This window comes from Schaalia sp. JY-X159, from assembly GCF_014525425.1.
GTDB lineage: Bacteria > Actinomycetota > Actinomycetes > Actinomycetales > Actinomycetaceae > Scrofimicrobium.
Window position 1 is genome coordinate 263,631 of sequence record NZ_JACEXI010000002.1, and the last position, 17,546, is coordinate 281,176.

The window sequence follows — 17,546 nt, forward strand, 5'->3', positions numbered from 1 at the left end:
GCGCCTCCTCAGCATTTCATCTTGCAGTGACCTGCCACTGCACGCCCTGCGGGCCATCTTCGACCTGGATCCCGGCCGCGGCCAATCTGTCGCGCAACTGATCGGCCCTTGCCCAGTCCTTCTCTTTACGGGCGAGGGCGCGCTCCGCAAGTACTTCGTTAATCATGACGTCGAGGGCACCCTGAAGCGTATCGCCACCAGTCGTGCGCCACTGCGGCGAGCCAGGGTCAACGCCGAGCACGTCAAGCATTGACCGTACCACCTTGAGTGCGGCCTGGATTCCCTCACGGTCCCCTTCGACGAGGGCGCGCCGCCCCCGTTTGACGTGCTCGTATACAACAGCCAAGCCAGCCGCGACATTGAGATCATCATTGAGGGCATCCGTAAAATCTGCGGGCAGTTCATCGGGAGTCATGAACACAACTTCGGGCTCCCCAACCTGCGCGGTCGCGTCCTCGACAAACCCGGCGAGTTTGTCCCATGACTTGCCCGCCAACTCCAAGGTTGTCTCCGACCACTCAATCATGGAGCGGTGATGCACTGATGAGAGAGCAAAGCGGATCACCGCGGCGGGTGCCTGGCTCAGAAGTGAGGCAAGGTCCAGCGTGTTGCCAACCGACTTGGCCATCTTTTCGCCCGCGATTGTCACCCAGGCATTGTGAACCCACAGGTTCGCGAAATCGTATCCCGCGGCATGTGACTGGGCCTGCTCATTCTCATGGTGGGGGAACCGCAAATCGATGCCGCCGCCGTGAATGTCGAAGGCTTCCCCCAGGTAGCGGTGCGCCATTGCGGAGCATTCCAGATGCCAACCGGGCCGCCCTCGTCCCCAAGGTGAATCCCACGAGGCCGTCTCCGGTTCCCCCTCCTTGGTCGACTTCCACAGCGCGAAGTCGCGGGGGTCGCGCTTGCCCGCACTAATTGCCTCCGTCTCGTCCTCGCCCTCGGTCGTCCGCATCTGGTTGAGGGACTGGTGGGTGAGGGAGCCGTAGTCCGCCTGCGAATGGACGTCAAAGTAGACGTTTCCGCGCTGGTCCGCGTATGCGTGCCCGCGCTCAATGAGGCGCTCCACCAGGGCGATCTGGTCGGTAATGTGGCCTGTGGCGCGCGGCTCAATGGTTGGTTCAATCAGACCCAGGGTTGCGTACGCCTTCTGAAACTCGCGTTCAAACCGTTGCGCGAGCGCCCACCACTGCTCGCCCGACTCTGCCGATTTTGCGAGGATCTTGTCATCAATATCGGTGACGTTGCGAACGTAGGTGATGTCGAGGCCGTAGCGGCGCAGCCACCGAATCAGCACGTCAAAACTGGTTGCAGCACGAAGGTGACCGATGTGGGGCATTCCCTGCACCGTCGGGCCACACAGGTAGATACCGACCTTGCCATCCCGGATTGGGACCAGGTTTTGGAGCGAGGAAGTTTTCGTATCGTAAAGACGCAGATCCATGGGGTCTATCGTACTTGGCCCGGTATCCTCTAGTGCATGACGACAGATATCCGTGTTGGCCAGGGCATTGATGTGCATGCGTTCGAGGACGACGCGGACCGCGTCCTGCACCTAGCCTGCTTGGAGTGGCCCGGCGAAGTACCCCTCGAGGGGCATTCTGACGCTGATGTAGCCGCCCACGCCATCTGCGATGCACTGCTTTCTGCAGCCGGCCTCGGCGAACTAGGGACCGTGTTCGGCACGGCGGATCCACGCTGGAAAGGTGCTTCAGGTGCGGCACTCCTCCAGGAAACGCTGCGCCTCCTTACCGAGAACGGGTGGCGCATCGGTAATGTCTCGGTGCAGGTGATTGGCGAGCGCCCCCGCATGTCACCACGGCGCGACGAAGGGGCGGCTGCCCTGTCGCGCGCCCTCGGCGGAGCGCCCGTGTCACTCGGGGCAACCACCACCGACAAGCTGGGGTTCCTCGGTCGCAAAGAGGGGTTGGCTGCTATCGCCACCGCCCTCGTCCTTCGCGACTAGGAAGCGGATTCGCCGATTAGTGCCTTCTGCGACTTCACCGGAATCATCAGGACGAGGCCGAGGGCGATCACCACAACAATCCCCAGGATGCCCCAGTGAGTGGCGTCCACGCCATCCCCAAGGATCCGGGCACCAAGCGCGATCGCAAGTCCATACATCATCGGCGCTAGGAACGACACCGCACGTCCTGTGGTTGCGTACAGCCCGAACACTTCGCCCTCGCGCCCCTTAGGAATGACGTTAGCGAGGAAGGTTCGTGATGCTGACTGAACCGGACCGACAAAAATCGTTAGGGCGAGGCCGAGAACCCAGAATGTGGTGGCTCCGTACCTATAGAGGAAGAAGACGCCGAGGCCGGCAGCAATCATCAGGCACAGCGAAATCATGATGATGCGGCGCGAGCCCCACCTGTCATCGAGGGGGCCAAACGCCATGGTCGCGATACCCGCAACCACGTTGGCTGCGACGGCGAAAATTATGACTTCGCCAGCGCTGAACCCAAATACTGAACCAGCGATAACGCCGCCGAAGGTGAAGACCCCGGCCAAACCGTCGCGGAATACTGCTGAGGCAATGAGGAACTTCAGGGTGTTGCGCGACTCGCGCCACAGTGACGCCACCGTGGCGAACAGCTTCTTGTAGGAATCAACGATTGACTCGTGGGGAATGTCGTGGCGAACCACGCGCTTCTTCGGCGGATTAACCAACACCGGAATCGCAAACAGCCCGAACCACCCGGCGGCGATCAGCATTGACACTCTGACGTCCAACCCATTCTCACCTGTAACGCCGAACAGGCCCACCTCCGGGTTGATGAAGCCGAAGTAGAGGAAGAGGAGGAGGACGATGCCGCCAATGTAGCCCGCTCCCCAACCGAAGCCGGAGATCGCTCCGCGGTTCTTAGGGGTAGAGATGTCGTTGAGCATGGCGTTGTAGTTGACTGAGCCGAACTCAAAGAAGACATTGCCTGCCCCAAGTAGGCCGATGCCGAGCCACAGGGCTCCGATCGGTCCCAGTGGGGAGTCCGGCGCAACAAAGAACATCAGGGCCAAGCAGACAAAGACTAGGAATGAGAATGCACCAAGCATCCGCACACCCTTGCCCGCACGGTCCGCCCGCTGACCGGTGATTGGTGCGAGGAGGGCGATGAGGATACCCGCTGCAACCATGCCCCAGGAGAGGTACTGGTTGGCGGTGGTCTTATCGGTAAACATGCCGTCGGAAGTCAGGTAGACGGTGAAAACGAAAGAGGTGGCAACCGCGTTGAAAGCCGCCGAACCCCAATCCCACGATGCCCATGAAACGATCTTGGAGCGCGACGCTGGCGGTTCCTCTTCGATGGCTGACTCAATGTCCTCAAGTCTGGGAGGCCCCGAAAGCGCATTCTTTGCCAAGATGCTTCCGTCTAGACCGTGTTTGTCCCCGCTGGGGGATGGGGTGCTTGTCATTAGGCCTCGCTAATCGAATCCTCTGTGGACATCCTTACGAAGACTAACAAAGGTCAAGCCGGGTCGCTCACCTGAGCCAGGGCGGTGGTCAGGTTCGTCAAATCCTCAGGTGTGGTCACCTTGAATGCCAGCGGCGAGCCTGGAATGACTGCTACACCCTCGAAAAGGCTCGCATCGTCGGTGGCGGCCGTCTCCTCGGTCGACCCCCTGTCGGCCGCTGCAGCATGCGCATCCCACAGGGGCCCCAACAAGAATGCCTGCGGGGTTTGAGCAACACGCAAGAACCGGCGATCAGGTGTCGCAACGACTGTTTCAACCCCGTGCTCGTCGACGGCTACCTGCTTGATGGTGTCAGTGACGGCTAGGCCCGGAATCACAGCCAGCGCACCCTCCACGACTGCTTCAACCAAACGATCCATCAGGTCGGTTGGGGCGAGGGCGCGGGCGGCATCATGAATCAGGACTACGTCTGCGGGTTCTCCGCCCTCGGACACCACCTTGTCGAGACCGGCCTTCACCGAAGCTTGCCGGCTTGCCCCACCCGCAACAAAATGGAGCCCTACCTGGCGGGGCACACCCATCCGTGGAAGCTCTTTGTCCACAACATTCGCGAACATGTCTTCGCTGCCCGCCGGGCAAGTCACGACCACTCCGGAAAGATCGGCAAGGTCCAGGGTTCGTTCGAGGGCGAGCCCCAGCAACGTCCTGCCTGAAACCTCAACCAGGGCTTTTGGCGCATTCGCGCCCAGCCGCGTGCCAGATCCGGCCGCCGTGATCACCACCCACGTTGACAACAGGACTACTTCTTCTTGGAGGATTCCTCTAGGGCAGCGACCGCATCCATGCCCTCTACCAGCACTTCATCAAGCAGAACGCCTGCTTCGCCCTCATCAATGCTGCGCGCCAAGGCCAGTTCCGAGGTGAGGATCTGGCGGGCCTTCATCAGCATGCGCTTCTCACCCGCGGACAGGCCCTTGTTGGCATCACGACGGGAGAGGTCACGAACCACCTCAGAAACCCGGACAATGTCACCATTGGAGATCTTCTCTTGGTTCGCCTTGAAACGGCGCGACCAGTTCGAAGGTTCCTCTACTTCAGCCTGGCGCAGAACATCCAGTACTTCCGCAACGCCGATGTCATCGACAACATCACGCACGCCCACGGATTCGACGTTGGCGGCGGGAACCTGGATGACCAAATCACCCTGGTTCACCTTGAGCACCAGATACTCAGTGTCAACGCCCTTGATCTTGCGGTTGACGATCTCTTCGATCGTTGCTGCACCGTGGTGGGGGTAAACAACGGTTTCGCCGACTTTGAAAGTCATTCAATGTGCTCCTGCTAGAAAGTTTCTTAGAGCCGTCCACGCAGCCCGAAAGGCCCATTCTACCAGGGATCTGAAACCTCTGTTGAGGTCGATCCTGCGATCGGAGCCCACAACGCGCGGTGTTTTGCGGGTATTGGACCGGACGGGGCGTCCTCGTACTAAATTGGAGTTGTTGGATCGCGTCTTGTCGAACCGGAAGAAAAGGAAGAGCGTCGAAATGACCTACACACTTGTGCTCATGCGCCACGGCGAAAGCGAGTGGAACAAGAAGAACCTATTTACAGGCTGGGTTGATGTCCCACTGTCAGAGAAGGGCGTTGAAGAAGCCAAAGCTGGCGGTGTCATGCTCAAGGAAGCGGGTGTACTGCCCGACCTGCTGTTCACCTCCATGCAGAAACGCGCTATCAAGACCGCAAACCTGGCCCTTGATACCGCGGATCGCTCCTGGATCCCGGTTCAGCGCAGCTGGCGGCTCAACGAGCGTCACTACGGAGCTCTGCAGGGCCTCGACAAAGCCGCCACCCGCGACAAGTACGGTGATGAGCAGTTCATGCTGTGGCGTCGTTCCTACGACACCCCACCCCCAGCCATCGACCCCGGCTCGGAATTCGCGCAGGACGGGGATCCCCGCTACGCCGGCGATCCGATTCCGCACACCGAATGCCTCAAGGACGTCCTCGAGCGCATGTTGCCCTACTGGGATAGCAACATCGTTCCTGCACTGCAGACCGGTAAGACCGTTCTGATTGCGGCGCACGGCAACTCGTTGCGCTCGATCGTCAAGTACCTCGACGACATCTCGGATGCGGACATTGCGGGCGTCAACATTCCCACCGGAATTCCGCTGGTGTATGAGCTGGATGAAGAGACGTTGAAGCCGATCAAGAAGGGCGGGACCTACCTGGATCCCGACGCTCAGGCCAAGATTGACGCAGTGGCGAACCAGGGCAAGTAGCCAAGCAGTAAGGGGCGGCGGTCGAGAAATCGGTCGTCGCCCCTTTTTGCCATCTACTACTCTGCCTCTTCCCCTCCGAGGCCGTCTGAGAGGCGGTTCAGGGTCGTCATATCCTCACCGGTTAGCTGTATTGTGACGCCCTCCATGAGCGGGCCGACCTGCTGTGCGTTACGCGCCGAAGCAACCGGGGCGGTAACCGTCGGGTTCTCCAAGAGCCATGCAATGGCAACCGCCGCAGGGTCAACATTGTGGTCGGCCGCTATATCCCGCACTGCCTCCACGACCTCGAACGCCCGCTCATTCGCGTGGCGGCCAACAGTGGCGGCCCGATCGCCCTCGATCGCATGACCCGCACGATACTTGCCGGTCAGCAATCCACCCGCAAGCGACCAGTAGGTCATGACCCCCAGAGCAAACTCTTCAACAACCGGCTGCCACGTTGACTCATAAGGCACGCGACGCACAAGGTTGTAGGGGGGTTGTATTGCAACAGGACGTGGTACGCCCTGTTCGTCGGCGGCTTCGATCCACTGACGAATCTGCTCTGGGGTCATGTTCGACAGGCCCACTTCGCGGATGCGTCCGGTTTGCTGCTCTCTCGCGAACGCCGCGACCGACTCGGCAATTGGGGTCTCTTCGTCGAAGCGGTGCGCATAGTAGAGGTCGACATAGTCAGTTCCCAGGTTGCGCAGTGAACCGGTGAGAGCGTCCCGCACGCGAGTCGCAGAGAGCTCTCCGGCGGGATTCATGAACCCCACCTTGGTCGCCACGACCAGTTCCTCACGATTGCGGCCGACCATCCATGCGCCAATCATCGTCTCGGACTCGCCACCGACGTTGCCTTCCTTGTGGCGGCCGTACACGTCTGCGGTGTCGATGAAGTTGCCGCCGTTGCCGACGTACTCATCCAGCACCCCCCTAGCGGCATCCATATCCGCCGTCCACCCAAATGAGTTCGTCCCCAGGCACAGCGGATAGACATCTAGGGAGGAGGTCCCGATTGTGGTCATAATTTCCCCCATTTCCAGTTGGCTTCGCCCCCCCATTGTGTCAGGCCTGGGATAGCTCCCGACCCGGGCCGTCGACTGTGGGACAATCACCTCCATGGATGGTGCGCCAGTTCTTGACTCTGTGACCGAGGGCGAGTCTGCGGCTCTTCCCCCCGAAACGCTCGAGGCTCTTCGCCAGGTTATTGAGGTCGATGACACCTTGCGGCGCCGCGTTGAGTACTCTTCCGACGCCTCCAACTATCGCGTGCAACCCGCAGCGGTGGTCTTCCCCCGCAATGCGTCCGAGGTTGAGGACGTCCTCGCCATTGCGCGCAAAGCCGGAATCCCCGTGACCTCTCGCGGGGCAGGCACCTCGGTGGCCGGTAACGCCATCGGGCCCGGTCTTGTTATCGATTTTTCCCGCCACATGAACAAGATCCTCGACATCAACCCCGAGGCATGCACCGCGCGGGTCCAGCCGGGCGTAATCATGTCCGACCTTCAGGTGGCCTGCGCCCCGTTTGGTCTTTGGTTCGGGCCCGACCCCTCCACCAAGAACCGCGCCACACTGGGCGGCATGATCGGCAACAACGCTTGTGGTCCTCACGCCCTGACGTACGGACGCACCTCCGATAACACGGTCAGCCTCGACGTTATTGACGGGCGCGGACGTCGTTTCATAGCTGGGCGTGGCCTAGACCAGGTGCCGGGCCTTACCGATCTCGTCTCCACGCACCTGTCTCTACTGCGCACTGAACTTGGACGTTTCACACGTCAGGAGTCGGGCTACTCCCTGGAGCATCTTCTTCCCGAGAAGGGTAGCGATCTAGCAAAGGCCCTGGTGGGAAGCGAGGGAACTTGTGTAACGGTTGTTGAGGCCACCGTGACCCTCAAGCCACTTCCCACCCGTCCCGTCCTCGTCGTCCTCGGCTACCCCACGATGGTGGCGGCGGCCAGTGACGTTGTGAACCTGCTTCCAGTGGAGCCACTGGCGTTGGAGGGCATGGATTCGCGTCTGGTCGACGTGGTGCGCCGCGCAGTCGGCACCGTACCGGAGTTGCCCGGCGGTGACGGATGGTTGTTCTGCGAGGTTGGCGAGGACGAGGGCGATCCACGGTCAGCGGTCGAGCGGGCCGCCGACCTGGTAGCGGCATCCGCCTGCGTTGACCACCGCGTCGTTGAGGACGCTTCTGAAGCCGCAGCGCTGTGGCGTATTCGTGCGGACGGCGTGGGGCTGGCGGGACGCACACCGGCGGGAAATCAGGCTTGGCCCGGCTGGGAAGACGCCGCGGTTCCACCCGCCAATCTGGGCCCTTACCTAACCGATTTTGAAGCGCTCATGGCAAAGTACGGGATCGAGGGGCTCCCCTACGGGCATTTCGGCGACGGATGTGTGCATGTGCGGATGGATGTGCCACTCAGCGAAGAAGGTGACATCCCGGTCTTCAAGGCCTTTATGGAAGAAGCGGCGGCGCTTGTGGGCCGGTACGGGGGATCAATCTCCGGGGAGCACGGCGACGGACGCGCACGCGGCGCACTGCTACCGCACATGTACTCCTCGGAAGCCATTGAGCTGTTTGAGCAGTTCAAGGGGCTGTTTGACCCTGATAATCTACTGAACCCCGGCGTGTTGGTTGACCCCGCGCCGATCACCTCGGCCCTTCGCAGGCCCCACGCCAAGTCGATTCCGGGCCGGGGGTTTTCGTTCCGCGAGGACGGCGGAGATTTTACGGCAGCCGTACACCGTTGTGTCGGCGTTGGTAAGTGTCGCGCCAACAATTTCGCGACCGGTGGTTTCATGTGCCCGTCCTACCAGGCCACTAAGGATGAGAAAGACGTTACCCGAGGGCGGGCTAGAGTCCTGCAAGATCTGACGCGCGGGGCGCTGGACTGGGACTCTGCTGCCGTAGAGGATTCGCTGGACCTGTGCCTCTCCTGCAAAGCTTGCGGACGGGATTGTCCCGCCGGTGTCGATATGTCGATGTACAAATCCGAGGCAACGTACCGTAAGTACAAGGGGCGGTTGCGTCCCATGAACCATTACGTCCTCGGATGGCTGCCCAGGTGGGCACGACTTGTTACGACGATTCCGGTGGCGGCCACACTGGCTAACTCCGCCCTCAAGATCGCGCCACTACGCAAAGCCGTGTTTGCGGTGGCTGGCCTGGACACGCGTCGACAGATGACCGCTTTCACGAATCGGCGTTTCTCCAGATGGTTCAAGAAAAACGAGCCTTCGCGGCGGGCGCCAGTATCGCCCGCACCCGTAAAGAATGTCATCCTCTGGGCAGATTCTTTCAGTGAGTACCTGGACCCAACTGCGGCGGAGGCGATGGTAGAGGTCTTGCAGGGTGCGGGATACACCGTACGCATCCCTTCGTCGCAGGCATGCTGTGGGCTGACGTGGATCTCGACCGGGCAGTTGGATGGGGCGAAGCAGCACCTTCGACGCCTCTTGGACATATTGGGGCCGGCCGCTGAGGCGGGAGTTCCCATCATCGGCGTTGAACCTTCATGCACTGCTGTCCTCAGGTCGGACCTTGAACAGCTTCTGCCTGACGATTCGCGAAGCGCGGCGGTCTCGTCAATGACTATGACGTTGGCAGAGTTGCTTGGTGACCCAGACCTGGGCCCCGAGCCTTCTTGGTTCGAAGAGCGCTCTTTAGAAGGGACAAAGATTGTCGCTCAGCCCCATTGTCACCAACATGCAGTGATGGGGTACGAAAGAGACCTGACCTTGTTGCGCAGGTTGGGTGCCGAGGTAACTCCGGTTTCCGGGTGCTGCGGCCTTGCAGGCAACTTTGGTATGGAGAAGGGGCACTACGATGTGTCTGTAGCGGTGGCGAACAACGAACTCCTGCCGACACTGGCACAGGCGGCTCCGGGCAGCATCTACCTCGCGGACGGATACTCTTGTCGCACGCAGGTTCAACAACTGGCGGATGTCGAGGGCGTGGCGCTGCCAAGTTTGCTGTTGAAAGCGCATATTTCTTGAGGAAAACACCGTGATATTCGCCTTACCGGCCGCGCGTCCCATCCGAGAGCATTCGGCTCGACTGAGGTAGAAGGTGCACCCTTAGGAAGAGGCATTCTCGAGCCGCACGAGCGACGCATTTGCAGATTTGTCTGACAAACTAGGAAAACACGCGGTTTGTGGATTTTTCACACCGAGAAGGCAGAACTTCTGTGCAGCGTCGATCGCGCAAATTTGCACGGATTCTTAACTCGTTGCACAAATGTGCAGTTTCTTGACGTGGATCGTGAGAACTCTTGTTGGAGAGTTCTACCTTTCGTGCAAGCACCTGTGCGGTATTGTTGCGGCCGTGTGGTTGACGTTGGCCGCGCAAAAATGCTGACTGCCTGGTGAAAACTAGTAGACAGTACTAGCGAGGGGGATCTCCTTAAAATGAAATTCATGCAAAGACTGGGCAAGTCGATGATGCTCCCAGTCTCCGTTCTGCCGATTGCGGCAATCCTCATGGGTATTTCCTACTGGATTGCGACAGCGGTAGGTGGCGACAACATTGCCGGGGTTTTCCTCGGCGCTGCGGGTGGCGCACTTCTTGACAACATGCCGATTCTGTTCGCAATCGGTATTTCTATTGGTATGGCCAGCAAGTCCGACGGTACTTCCGCACTTGCCGGTTTAGTTTCGTGGCTGACCATCACCACACTTCTGGCACCGGGCGCGGTTGCAGGGTACCTAGGCATTGAAGTTGATGCCGTTAACCCCGCATTCGGCAAGGTCCAGAACGTCTTCGTCGGTATCATTGCCGGCCTTATTGGCGCCTGGTGCTATGACCGGTTCAAGGGCACGAAGCTGCCTGACGCTCTGTCATTCTTCTCCGGCCGTCGCTCCGTATCGATCATGGCTGCAGCCATTTCCATCGTTGTAGCGATCGTTCTGTTCTTCGTTTGGCCGTTCGTTTACGGCGGACTCGTGACCTTCGGCGAAGCAATCGTCGGCCTCGGCCCACTTGGCGCCGGCATCTACGGCTTCTTCAACCGTCTGCTGATTCCGCTGGGCCTACACCACGCACTGAACTCCGTGTTCTGGTTCGACGTTGCAGGTATCAACGACCTCAACAACTTCCTTTCCGGTACCGGTGTACTTGGTGAGACTGGCGTATTCATGGCAGGCTTCTTCCCGATCATGATGTTCGGCCTCCCGGGTGCAGCGCTCGCGATGTACGTGACCGCTAAGCCCAGCCGCAAGCAGGCCGCTTACGGTATCCTGCTGGCCGCTTCGGTTTCGGCATTCTTCGTTGGTGTCACCGAACCTCTTGAGTTCTCCTTCATGTTCGTCGCTCCGGCCCTGTACGTCATCCACGCTCTGTTCACCGGCATTTCGCTGGCGATCACCGCGATGCTTCCTGTACGTATGGGCTTCGGGTTCTCCGCGGGCTTCATTGACCTGGTCCTCAACTGGACGAACCCAATGGCTCTGAACCCATGGGCTCTCCCACTGATGGGCCTCGGCTGGTTCGCGATCTATTTCCTGGTCTTCCGCTTCGCGATCACTCGCTGGAACATGAAGACCCCTGGTCGTGAAGATGATGATGTTGAAGAGTTCACCTCAGGTGCAGCATCCGCCCCTAACACGGATGAGGGCTACCTTATGACGGGTCACCGTTTCATCCAGGCACTTGGTGGCAAGGAGAACATCTCTGAGTTGGATAACTGTGCAACCCGCTTGCGTATGGAAATCGTTGATCCTTCTCAGGTGAACGAGGCCGCTCTGAAGCAGGCTGGCGCCTCTGGTGTCATCAAGGCTGGCGCACACAGCGTTCAGGTCATCTATGGCCTCAACGTCCAGTTCGTCAAGGACGCGATGGAGACCATCATCGATTCCAACCTTGAGGTTCCTGACAACCTGGCGCAGACACAGGCTGCAGCTGCTGACGGTCGCCTAGTCGATGGCGATCTCATGGTTGCTGCTCCCGCTGCTGTCACGCTGAAGCTTCGTCAGCCGGTTCCCGGAACTGTCGTTGCCCTCGACACTGTCCCAGACAAGACCTTCGCTGAAGGAATGCTGGGTGCAGGCGTAGCGATCGAACCTTCGGTGGGTACCGTAGTTGCTCCCGCCGACGGCACAGTAGCGATGGTCTTCAAGACCGGTCATGCTGTGGCACTGGTTCTTGATGGTGGCGAAGAGCTGCTGATTCACGTCGGCCTCGACACCGTTGAGATGAAGGGTGAAGGGTTCCAGATCCTCACGCAGAAGGGCGCCCGCGTCACCGCAGGCACCCCGCTCTTGAAGTTCGACATTGCCAAGATCAAGGCTGCCGGTCACCCGACCGTCACCCCGGTCGTTGTCACGAACAACAAGAATGCTGTCATCGAGTTCATCTAGGCCGTAAGTTTGCGGGCTTAGGGTGTGGGGCCAACCGGCCCCACACCGAACAGCACAGAGAAGGCCCCCGGATCTCAACCGATCCGGGGGCCTTCTCTGTCTTATCTCAGGCGTCTAGGTCCTGAGCAACAAGGTTCGCGATCTCTTCCACCGCTGCCTCATTGTCGGATTCAACAGTGACTTCCGCGCCGTGCTCTGCACCAAGAGTCATAATCATCATTGAGGATGAAGCATCAACGGGATCTTCACCATCTACGCTCAAAAGAACTTCATCGTCATACTTGCCGGCAGCTTCAGCTACAAGGGCAGCAGGACGGGCGTGGAGCCCAACCTTGGAACCGACGATAACAACGCGCTTGGCCATTAGTTTCTCCTTCAGAAGTGTTCAAAATAACGGTGCTTCCACACCTCGATGTACCCCGACTTACCGGGGAGCCGCTCTGCTATTCTAGCCATGTTCTTGCTCACAGGGTTCGACGATGAACTAAGTTTGGTTATAAACACCCGCATGCATTGCTAAGCGGTAAGACAGAGGGGGCACAGTGGCCACTACAAAAACTGACGATGAGAAGACTGTCCTGCACGGGACGCCTGTGGTGGATGGCATAGCCTACGCGCCAGCGGCCTGGACCCGACGTCCTCCCCTGCCACCGGCAACAGCACCTGAGCTGCCAGAGGATCAGAGGGAAGCTGCGATATCTGACTTCGAGACGGCATCCAAGGCCGTGGCTGAAGGTCTCAAAGCCAGGGCTGCAAGCGCCTCCGGAAGCGCCAAGGAAGTGCTCGACATGACGGCCGGACTTGCCACTGACCGCGGCTACCTGCGCATGGTGAAGAAGGGAATCAACGCCGGCACCCCACCCGTTCAGGCAACCATGGCTGCCACGGCTACATTCGTCGAGATGTTCGAGAAGGCCGGGCCCCTCATGGCGGAACGCACGACCGATCTTCGTGACGTTCGTGACCGAATTGTCGCGCGCCTGCAAGGACTTCCCGAGCCTGGCATTCCCCGACTTCCCTACCCGGTAGTCGTCATGGGGGATGACCTCTCCCCTGCCGATACCGCCGGAATGGATCCGAAAGACTACGTGGCGATTGTGACGGAGGGCGGTGGCCCCACATCGCACACCTCCATCATTGCCCGCCAGCTGGGCATTCCCTGTATCGTCGCCGCCCGCCACTTGGCTGAGGTGCCCGATGGGGCAGACGTCCTTGTCGACGCTACAGCAGGCACCGTCACCCTTGGGGCAGACGCTGACGAGGCTCGCAAACTCGTTGCAGAAGACCAAGTCCGTTTGGAGCGCATTCGTGCTTGGCGCGGCCCCGCAAGAACCAAGGACGGGATGCCCGTTCAATTGCTGGCAAATGTCCAAGACGGTGCCACCGCCCTCAAGGCTTCAGCAAGCGAAGCAGAGGGCATCGGCCTCTTCCGTACCGAGCTGCTGTTCCTCGACACGCCAAAAGAACCGACTGTTGAAGAGCAGAAGAAAGACTACCTTGCCGTCTTCCAGGCTTTCCCCGAGGGGAAGGTAGTTGTGCGCACCCTCGATGCAGGCTCCGACAAGCCCGTCCCATTCGCCACGCTAACGGAAGAGTTCAACCCCGCCCTCGGGGTCCGTGGCATCCGCGTCACGGGTCAAGACCCAGAGCTGATGCTCCATCAGCTGGACGCAATTGCCGAGGCGGCAAAGGAGTCTCCGGGCACAGCTGCTTGGGTCATGGCTCCGATGATCTCCACCATCCCCGAAGCAGAATGGTTTGCGGCACTATGCCGTGAGCGCGGCCTGAAGCCGGGCATCATGATTGAGGTTCCCGCCGCGGTCATCCTCATCACCAAGTTCCTCAGCATCGTAGATTTTGTTTCTATTGGAACAAACGACCTCACCCAATACACAATGGCTGCGGACCGTATGTCCCCCCACCTTGCCGAGTACACGGACCCATGGCAGCCAGCGGTACTGGAACTGATTGCTTGGACAGCCGCAGCTGGTCAGGAGCAGTCAAAGCCAGCAGGTGTTTGTGGTGAAGCAGCTGCGGACCCAACGCTTGCTTGCGTCCTCATCGGTATGGGCATCACTTCTCTGTCGATGGCCACCAACGCGATCTCCTCGGTTGGCGCGACCCTAGCCCACGTCACCATGGCTCAGTGCCGTGAAGCCGCGCAGGCTGTGCGTGGTGCACGGGACTCAAGAGAAGCGCGCTCTCTTGCCAGGTCGGCGCTGGGAATGGCGTAGACAGTCAGCTGCCTCCCTCTGGAAGTACCGATCGAACTCGGCGCAACCAGGCGGAGGCAGTTTGCTATCTGCCGCACTTCTCCTTCAGCCACCCGCGAGCGGAGTCCATGTCTCCGTCGAGGACGGGAGCCATCTCCTCCTCGTTCTGCCTGGCAACAGGCAGTCCCTGGACTGCCTGTAGCTCTGAGAACCCTTCGATGTGCCCGCGAGCTGTAGCGGCGCCCGCGGCGTCGTCAGCGGTCTCAGCATCAATGTACGCCTCCGCCCAATCACAGCGCCACAACAGTGCCTCCAGAACCGAAATGTCACCACGGCGGTAGACCGCGTACGTCATCACACCGTCCTCGGCCTCTGGGTCAACATAGTTTTCCGGGATCTCGATCGTGATGGACGTCTTGTCACCGCTGATGAACTTCGACCCCTTCACCTGCGGCAGGAGATCAGGAACCTCCGGGGTTCCTGCCCCCTCCGGGAACGGTTGGCCAAGATTACCGAGGTCATCCATGAACCATTCTGTGACTTCCGCTGGGACAGGTCCCTCCGGTGTCGCAAGTCCCACCTCGCTGGCAGTGGTGGAAGAAGCGTCCTTGTCTCCGAAGATCTGCCCGAACATGGCCCAGGTTCCAGACGCGAGTGCGATGATTAGGCCCGCTGCAACGACGATCAAGACACTGCGCTTCGTCTCGGGAGAGAACTTGAATGCCATGGGGATCCTTCAATCTGTTGCAAACCCGGGAAGCAAATTCACTTCACCTGCGGCAATGATAGCTGTTGTGTGAGTCCCTCTTTCCCTAATGTGACACGGCGTGCAGAGAGAACTACGCCGCCTTGTCTGAAGCAGTGATTCGCTTGCCCACCAACACCATCAGCATGACGAGGGCGATGGAAAGCAGGATGTGCCCCAGGCCGGCGATGCCTGACAGGGCGGCACCGAGGTCGCCACCCTGAACGGTTGAGATGCCACGTGTCATCATGGCACCCCAAGTCACCATTACACCCAGGTTGTAGATCCAGAAGAACCACACAAACAGCTTCGAGGTCAATCCAAGGGTTCGGTCAAGCAGCAGGACAATCAGCATCATGATGAAGCCCAGCACCAGCATGTGGGTGTGGGTGGTGCCGAGTTGTGTGGAGGAGAAGCTCTCAAACTCCCCACCCCTCGTGAACTCGCGGGTAAACAGACCTGACAGTAGGCCTAGCGCCAGGTAAACCGAGGCGGCCCAGAAAGATAGTCGTGTCGCTGTTGCTCGCATTTGTTTCTCCTTTTTACTCAGTGCATAACTTCTACTCAGATCGTCTCGCGATCCTCTGCGTGGCACATCAACCGAAAGGTTGAACTCACTCCTCCAGAATGCCTTCGGTGCGTGCCCGAGCAACCGCAGCCGTCCTCGACCGCACACCTAATTTGTCGAATGTGCGGTTCAAGTGTGTCTTCACCGTGGCCTCAGAAACAAAGAGGGCCTCGGCAATCTCTGCGTTTGTTTGACCGAGGGCGACTTGGCGCAGCACGTCGAGTTCCCTGGAGGTCAAGGCAAGGGAACCCGCAGAATCATGGCTGTCCATCCGCCCTCGTACCCCTGTCCCAAGGAAACGATCACCATGGACACCAGCACGGATGGCAGTGAGCAGCTCATCTGTACTCGAGTCCTTGAGCACGTAGCCAACCGCCCCTGCTGCCAGAGCGCCCAGGACCTCCGGGTCCGAACCGTATGTGGTGACGATCAGCACCGGCGGTCCGTCGTTCTGGCGTATCGCCCGGACGCCGTCCGTCCCGTCCATGACCTTTGATTCGTGCGTGGCTCTCCCAAACCGCAGGTCCATGAGGACGAGGTCGACTTCGTGTGCTTGAACCCAGGGAATGACGTCCTCGGGGCGCTCGAACTCGCGGACCACTTCAATGTCTCCCGAGGTCCCCAAGACTGCGCGCAGCCCCGCCCTCATCACAGGGTGATCGTCAACAATCACTACTTTCATTGGGAAACCTCATCCTTTGGGATCCGCGCTGTCACTGTGGTTCCTTCTCCTGAACTGGTAGCGATGAGGCGACCCCCGACCGCTTCGACCCGGGCAGTCATGGTCGGAATTCCAAGTCCGCGACCCACCTCTGCCGACTGTTCGTTGAGGAACCCGTGTCCGTCATCTGCCACCTCGAGCGTGATGACTTCGGGACTCTCTTCCAAGCGAATCACAACGTGGTTTGCTCCAGCGTGCTCCCGCACGTTCCACAGCGCTGATTGGGCGACACGCAGGAGGGCGGCTTCTTGCATGAGGGGAAGATCGAACCTGCCTGCGCCAATCTGTACGTCAACTTCGAGATCGTCGTCAATGGGTTGCTCCACCAAGGCGCGCAGTGCGAGAGGGAGCCGCGCATAGGAGAGCTCCGAGGGTGTCAACGCAGTCGTGATGCGACGAGCCTCAGTGAGGTTTGCTTCGGTGGCCGCCAACGCCTGTGCCACCAGCGCGCCGCTGACGTTGGGATCCGGGGAACTCTGAGCAGCGCGAAGCAGCATGGCTGTTGCAGACAGCCCCTGTGACACCGTGTCGTGTAGTTCACCGGCCAAGCGGTGACGTTCGCGGACGAGGACGCGATCTTCCTCAGCATGTGCAAGTTCAACACGCGTCCTCTGAAGTTCCTCAAGAGCCTGCTTGCGAGCGTGAGACTCTCTGGTAATCGTCATGATCCCCCACATGAAGACAATGGCGATGAGGCCACCGAGCATCGGCCCTAGGACTGGGCCGACGAAGGAGTCCCCGGGAGAGAGTCGAGACACGGACACGGCTGCCGTAAGGACCATGGTGCACATGGCAACCACCGCACCCCACGCGGCACCCAGCACCCCAACTTGGAGAAGGATGAGGGGAAACGCCAGCCACATTGCACTGTCGCTGACGATAAGGAGACCTACCCAGAGCAGAGTGAGGGCCAACACCCACGCGATGGCAGCCCGGTGGTCGCGGCGCTGCCCAACCGGAACGCCTGCGGATCCGTGCACATTGACCGCATAGACGGCGCCGCCCAGGTAGATGGTAAGAAAGATGGCCCCGAGTGTTGCCCCGATGATCACTTGGTTTACCGCAGCTGAACCGGCGACCGCAACGCCAACCAGTAGCACCATCAGGGCGGTGACGGCCCACCTTAGAGCCCTGGGAACTACGGCCATTCCGTTCCTCTCGCCTCGATGCTGGTCCTCCGGTTGCCGCCCCGACAGCCCTCCCGCTACCCGTGCCGTCTGCTATTGCCACGTCAGCTCTCATGCTACGTGATGACGTC

Annotated in this window: 15 protein-coding genes; 5 read left to right on the forward strand and 10 right to left on the reverse strand. The window is 60.0% G+C overall.

What is annotated here, in order from left to right:
- Positions 1-16: 16 nt before the first annotated feature.
- A complete protein-coding gene (gene cysS / locus IDL90_RS04175) occupies positions 17-1,447 on the reverse strand; it encodes a cysteine--tRNA ligase (RefSeq protein ID WP_187994460.1) in 1,431 nt (476 codons plus the stop codon).
- A gap of 36 nt (positions 1,448-1,483) precedes the next feature.
- On the opposite strand from cysS, the gene ispF reads away from it, so the two are divergent.
- Entirely contained in the window at positions 1,484-1,969 is a 486-nt protein-coding gene (ispF, locus tag IDL90_RS04180) for a 2-C-methyl-D-erythritol 2,4-cyclodiphosphate synthase (protein ID WP_187994461.1), read from the forward strand.
- Here ispF and IDL90_RS04185 read toward each other — a convergent pair.
- The 3 genes from IDL90_RS04185 to IDL90_RS04195 are packed head-to-tail and all read right to left on the reverse strand — an operon-like array spanning position 1,966 to position 4,744.
- A complete protein-coding gene (locus IDL90_RS04185) occupies positions 1,966-3,417 on the reverse strand; it encodes an MFS transporter (RefSeq protein ID WP_187994462.1) in 1,452 nt (483 codons plus the stop codon). The genes ispF and IDL90_RS04185 overlap by 4 nt on opposite strands.
- 53 nt (positions 3,418-3,470) lie before the next feature.
- A complete protein-coding gene (locus tag IDL90_RS04190; RefSeq protein ID WP_223175175.1) occupies positions 3,471-4,211 on the reverse strand; it encodes a 2-C-methyl-D-erythritol 4-phosphate cytidylyltransferase in 741 nt (246 codons plus the stop codon).
- Between the two features lie 5 nt (positions 4,212-4,216).
- Positions 4,217-4,744 carry a CarD family transcriptional regulator gene (locus IDL90_RS04195; protein ID WP_187994463.1) on the reverse strand — a complete coding sequence of 176 codons (528 nt, stop codon included), beginning with the start codon at positions 4,742-4,744 and terminating at the stop codon, positions 4,217-4,219.
- Positions 4,745-4,961: 217 nt separating this feature from the next.
- Here IDL90_RS04195 and IDL90_RS04200 point away from each other — a divergent pair, with 217 nt between their 5' ends.
- Positions 4,962-5,699, forward strand: a complete 738-nt coding sequence (locus IDL90_RS04200) for a phosphoglyceromutase (RefSeq protein WP_182141755.1) — start codon at positions 4,962-4,964, stop codon at positions 5,697-5,699.
- A gap of 56 nt (positions 5,700-5,755) precedes the next feature.
- Here the strand turns inward: IDL90_RS04200 and IDL90_RS04205 are convergent, their stop codons facing one another.
- Positions 5,756-6,709 carry an aldo/keto reductase gene (locus tag IDL90_RS04205; RefSeq protein ID WP_187994464.1) on the reverse strand — a complete coding sequence of 318 codons (954 nt, stop codon included), beginning with the start codon at positions 6,707-6,709 and terminating at the stop codon, positions 5,756-5,758.
- Positions 6,710-6,803: 94 nt separating this feature from the next.
- Here IDL90_RS04205 and IDL90_RS04210 point away from each other — a divergent pair, with 94 nt between their 5' ends.
- Positions 6,804-9,683, forward strand: coding sequence for an FAD-binding and (Fe-S)-binding domain-containing protein (locus IDL90_RS04210; RefSeq protein WP_187994465.1), 2,880 nt, complete (start codon positions 6,804-6,806; stop codon positions 9,681-9,683).
- 420 nt (positions 9,684-10,103) lie between these two features.
- Positions 10,104-12,041, forward strand: coding sequence for an N-acetylglucosamine-specific PTS transporter subunit IIBC (gene nagE, locus IDL90_RS04215; RefSeq protein ID WP_262509025.1), 1,938 nt, complete (start codon positions 10,104-10,106; stop codon positions 12,039-12,041).
- Positions 12,042-12,147: 106 nt separating this feature from the next.
- On the opposite strand, the gene IDL90_RS04220 is transcribed toward nagE, so the two are convergent.
- A complete protein-coding gene (locus IDL90_RS04220) occupies positions 12,148-12,405 on the reverse strand; it encodes an HPr family phosphocarrier protein (protein ID WP_182141751.1) in 258 nt (85 codons plus the stop codon).
- 178 nt (positions 12,406-12,583) lie between these two features.
- Here IDL90_RS04220 and IDL90_RS04225 point away from each other — a divergent pair, with 178 nt between their 5' ends.
- On the forward strand, positions 12,584-14,275 hold the full coding sequence (locus tag IDL90_RS04225) for a phosphoenolpyruvate--protein phosphotransferase (RefSeq protein WP_182141750.1): 1,692 nt from the start codon (positions 12,584-12,586) through the stop codon (positions 14,273-14,275).
- A gap of 64 nt (positions 14,276-14,339) precedes the next feature.
- Here IDL90_RS04225 and IDL90_RS04230 read toward each other — a convergent pair whose 3' ends face one another.
- The 4 genes from IDL90_RS04230 to IDL90_RS04245 form a co-directional block, all read right to left on the reverse strand.
- On the reverse strand, positions 14,340-14,981 hold the full coding sequence (locus tag IDL90_RS04230) for a hypothetical protein (protein ID WP_187994466.1): 642 nt from the start codon (positions 14,979-14,981) through the stop codon (positions 14,340-14,342).
- Positions 14,982-15,093: 112 nt separating this feature from the next.
- Positions 15,094-15,528, reverse strand: coding sequence for a DUF2871 domain-containing protein (locus IDL90_RS04235; protein WP_182141748.1), 435 nt, complete (start codon positions 15,526-15,528; stop codon positions 15,094-15,096).
- An 85-nt stretch (positions 15,529-15,613) separates the two neighbouring features.
- A complete protein-coding gene (locus tag IDL90_RS04240; protein WP_182141747.1) occupies positions 15,614-16,249 on the reverse strand; it encodes a response regulator transcription factor in 636 nt (211 codons plus the stop codon).
- A complete protein-coding gene (locus IDL90_RS04245; RefSeq protein ID WP_187994467.1) occupies positions 16,246-17,436 on the reverse strand; it encodes a sensor histidine kinase in 1,191 nt (396 codons plus the stop codon). Before IDL90_RS04245 ends, IDL90_RS04240 begins: the two co-directional genes overlap by 4 nt.
- Positions 17,437-17,546 lie beyond the last annotated feature (110 nt).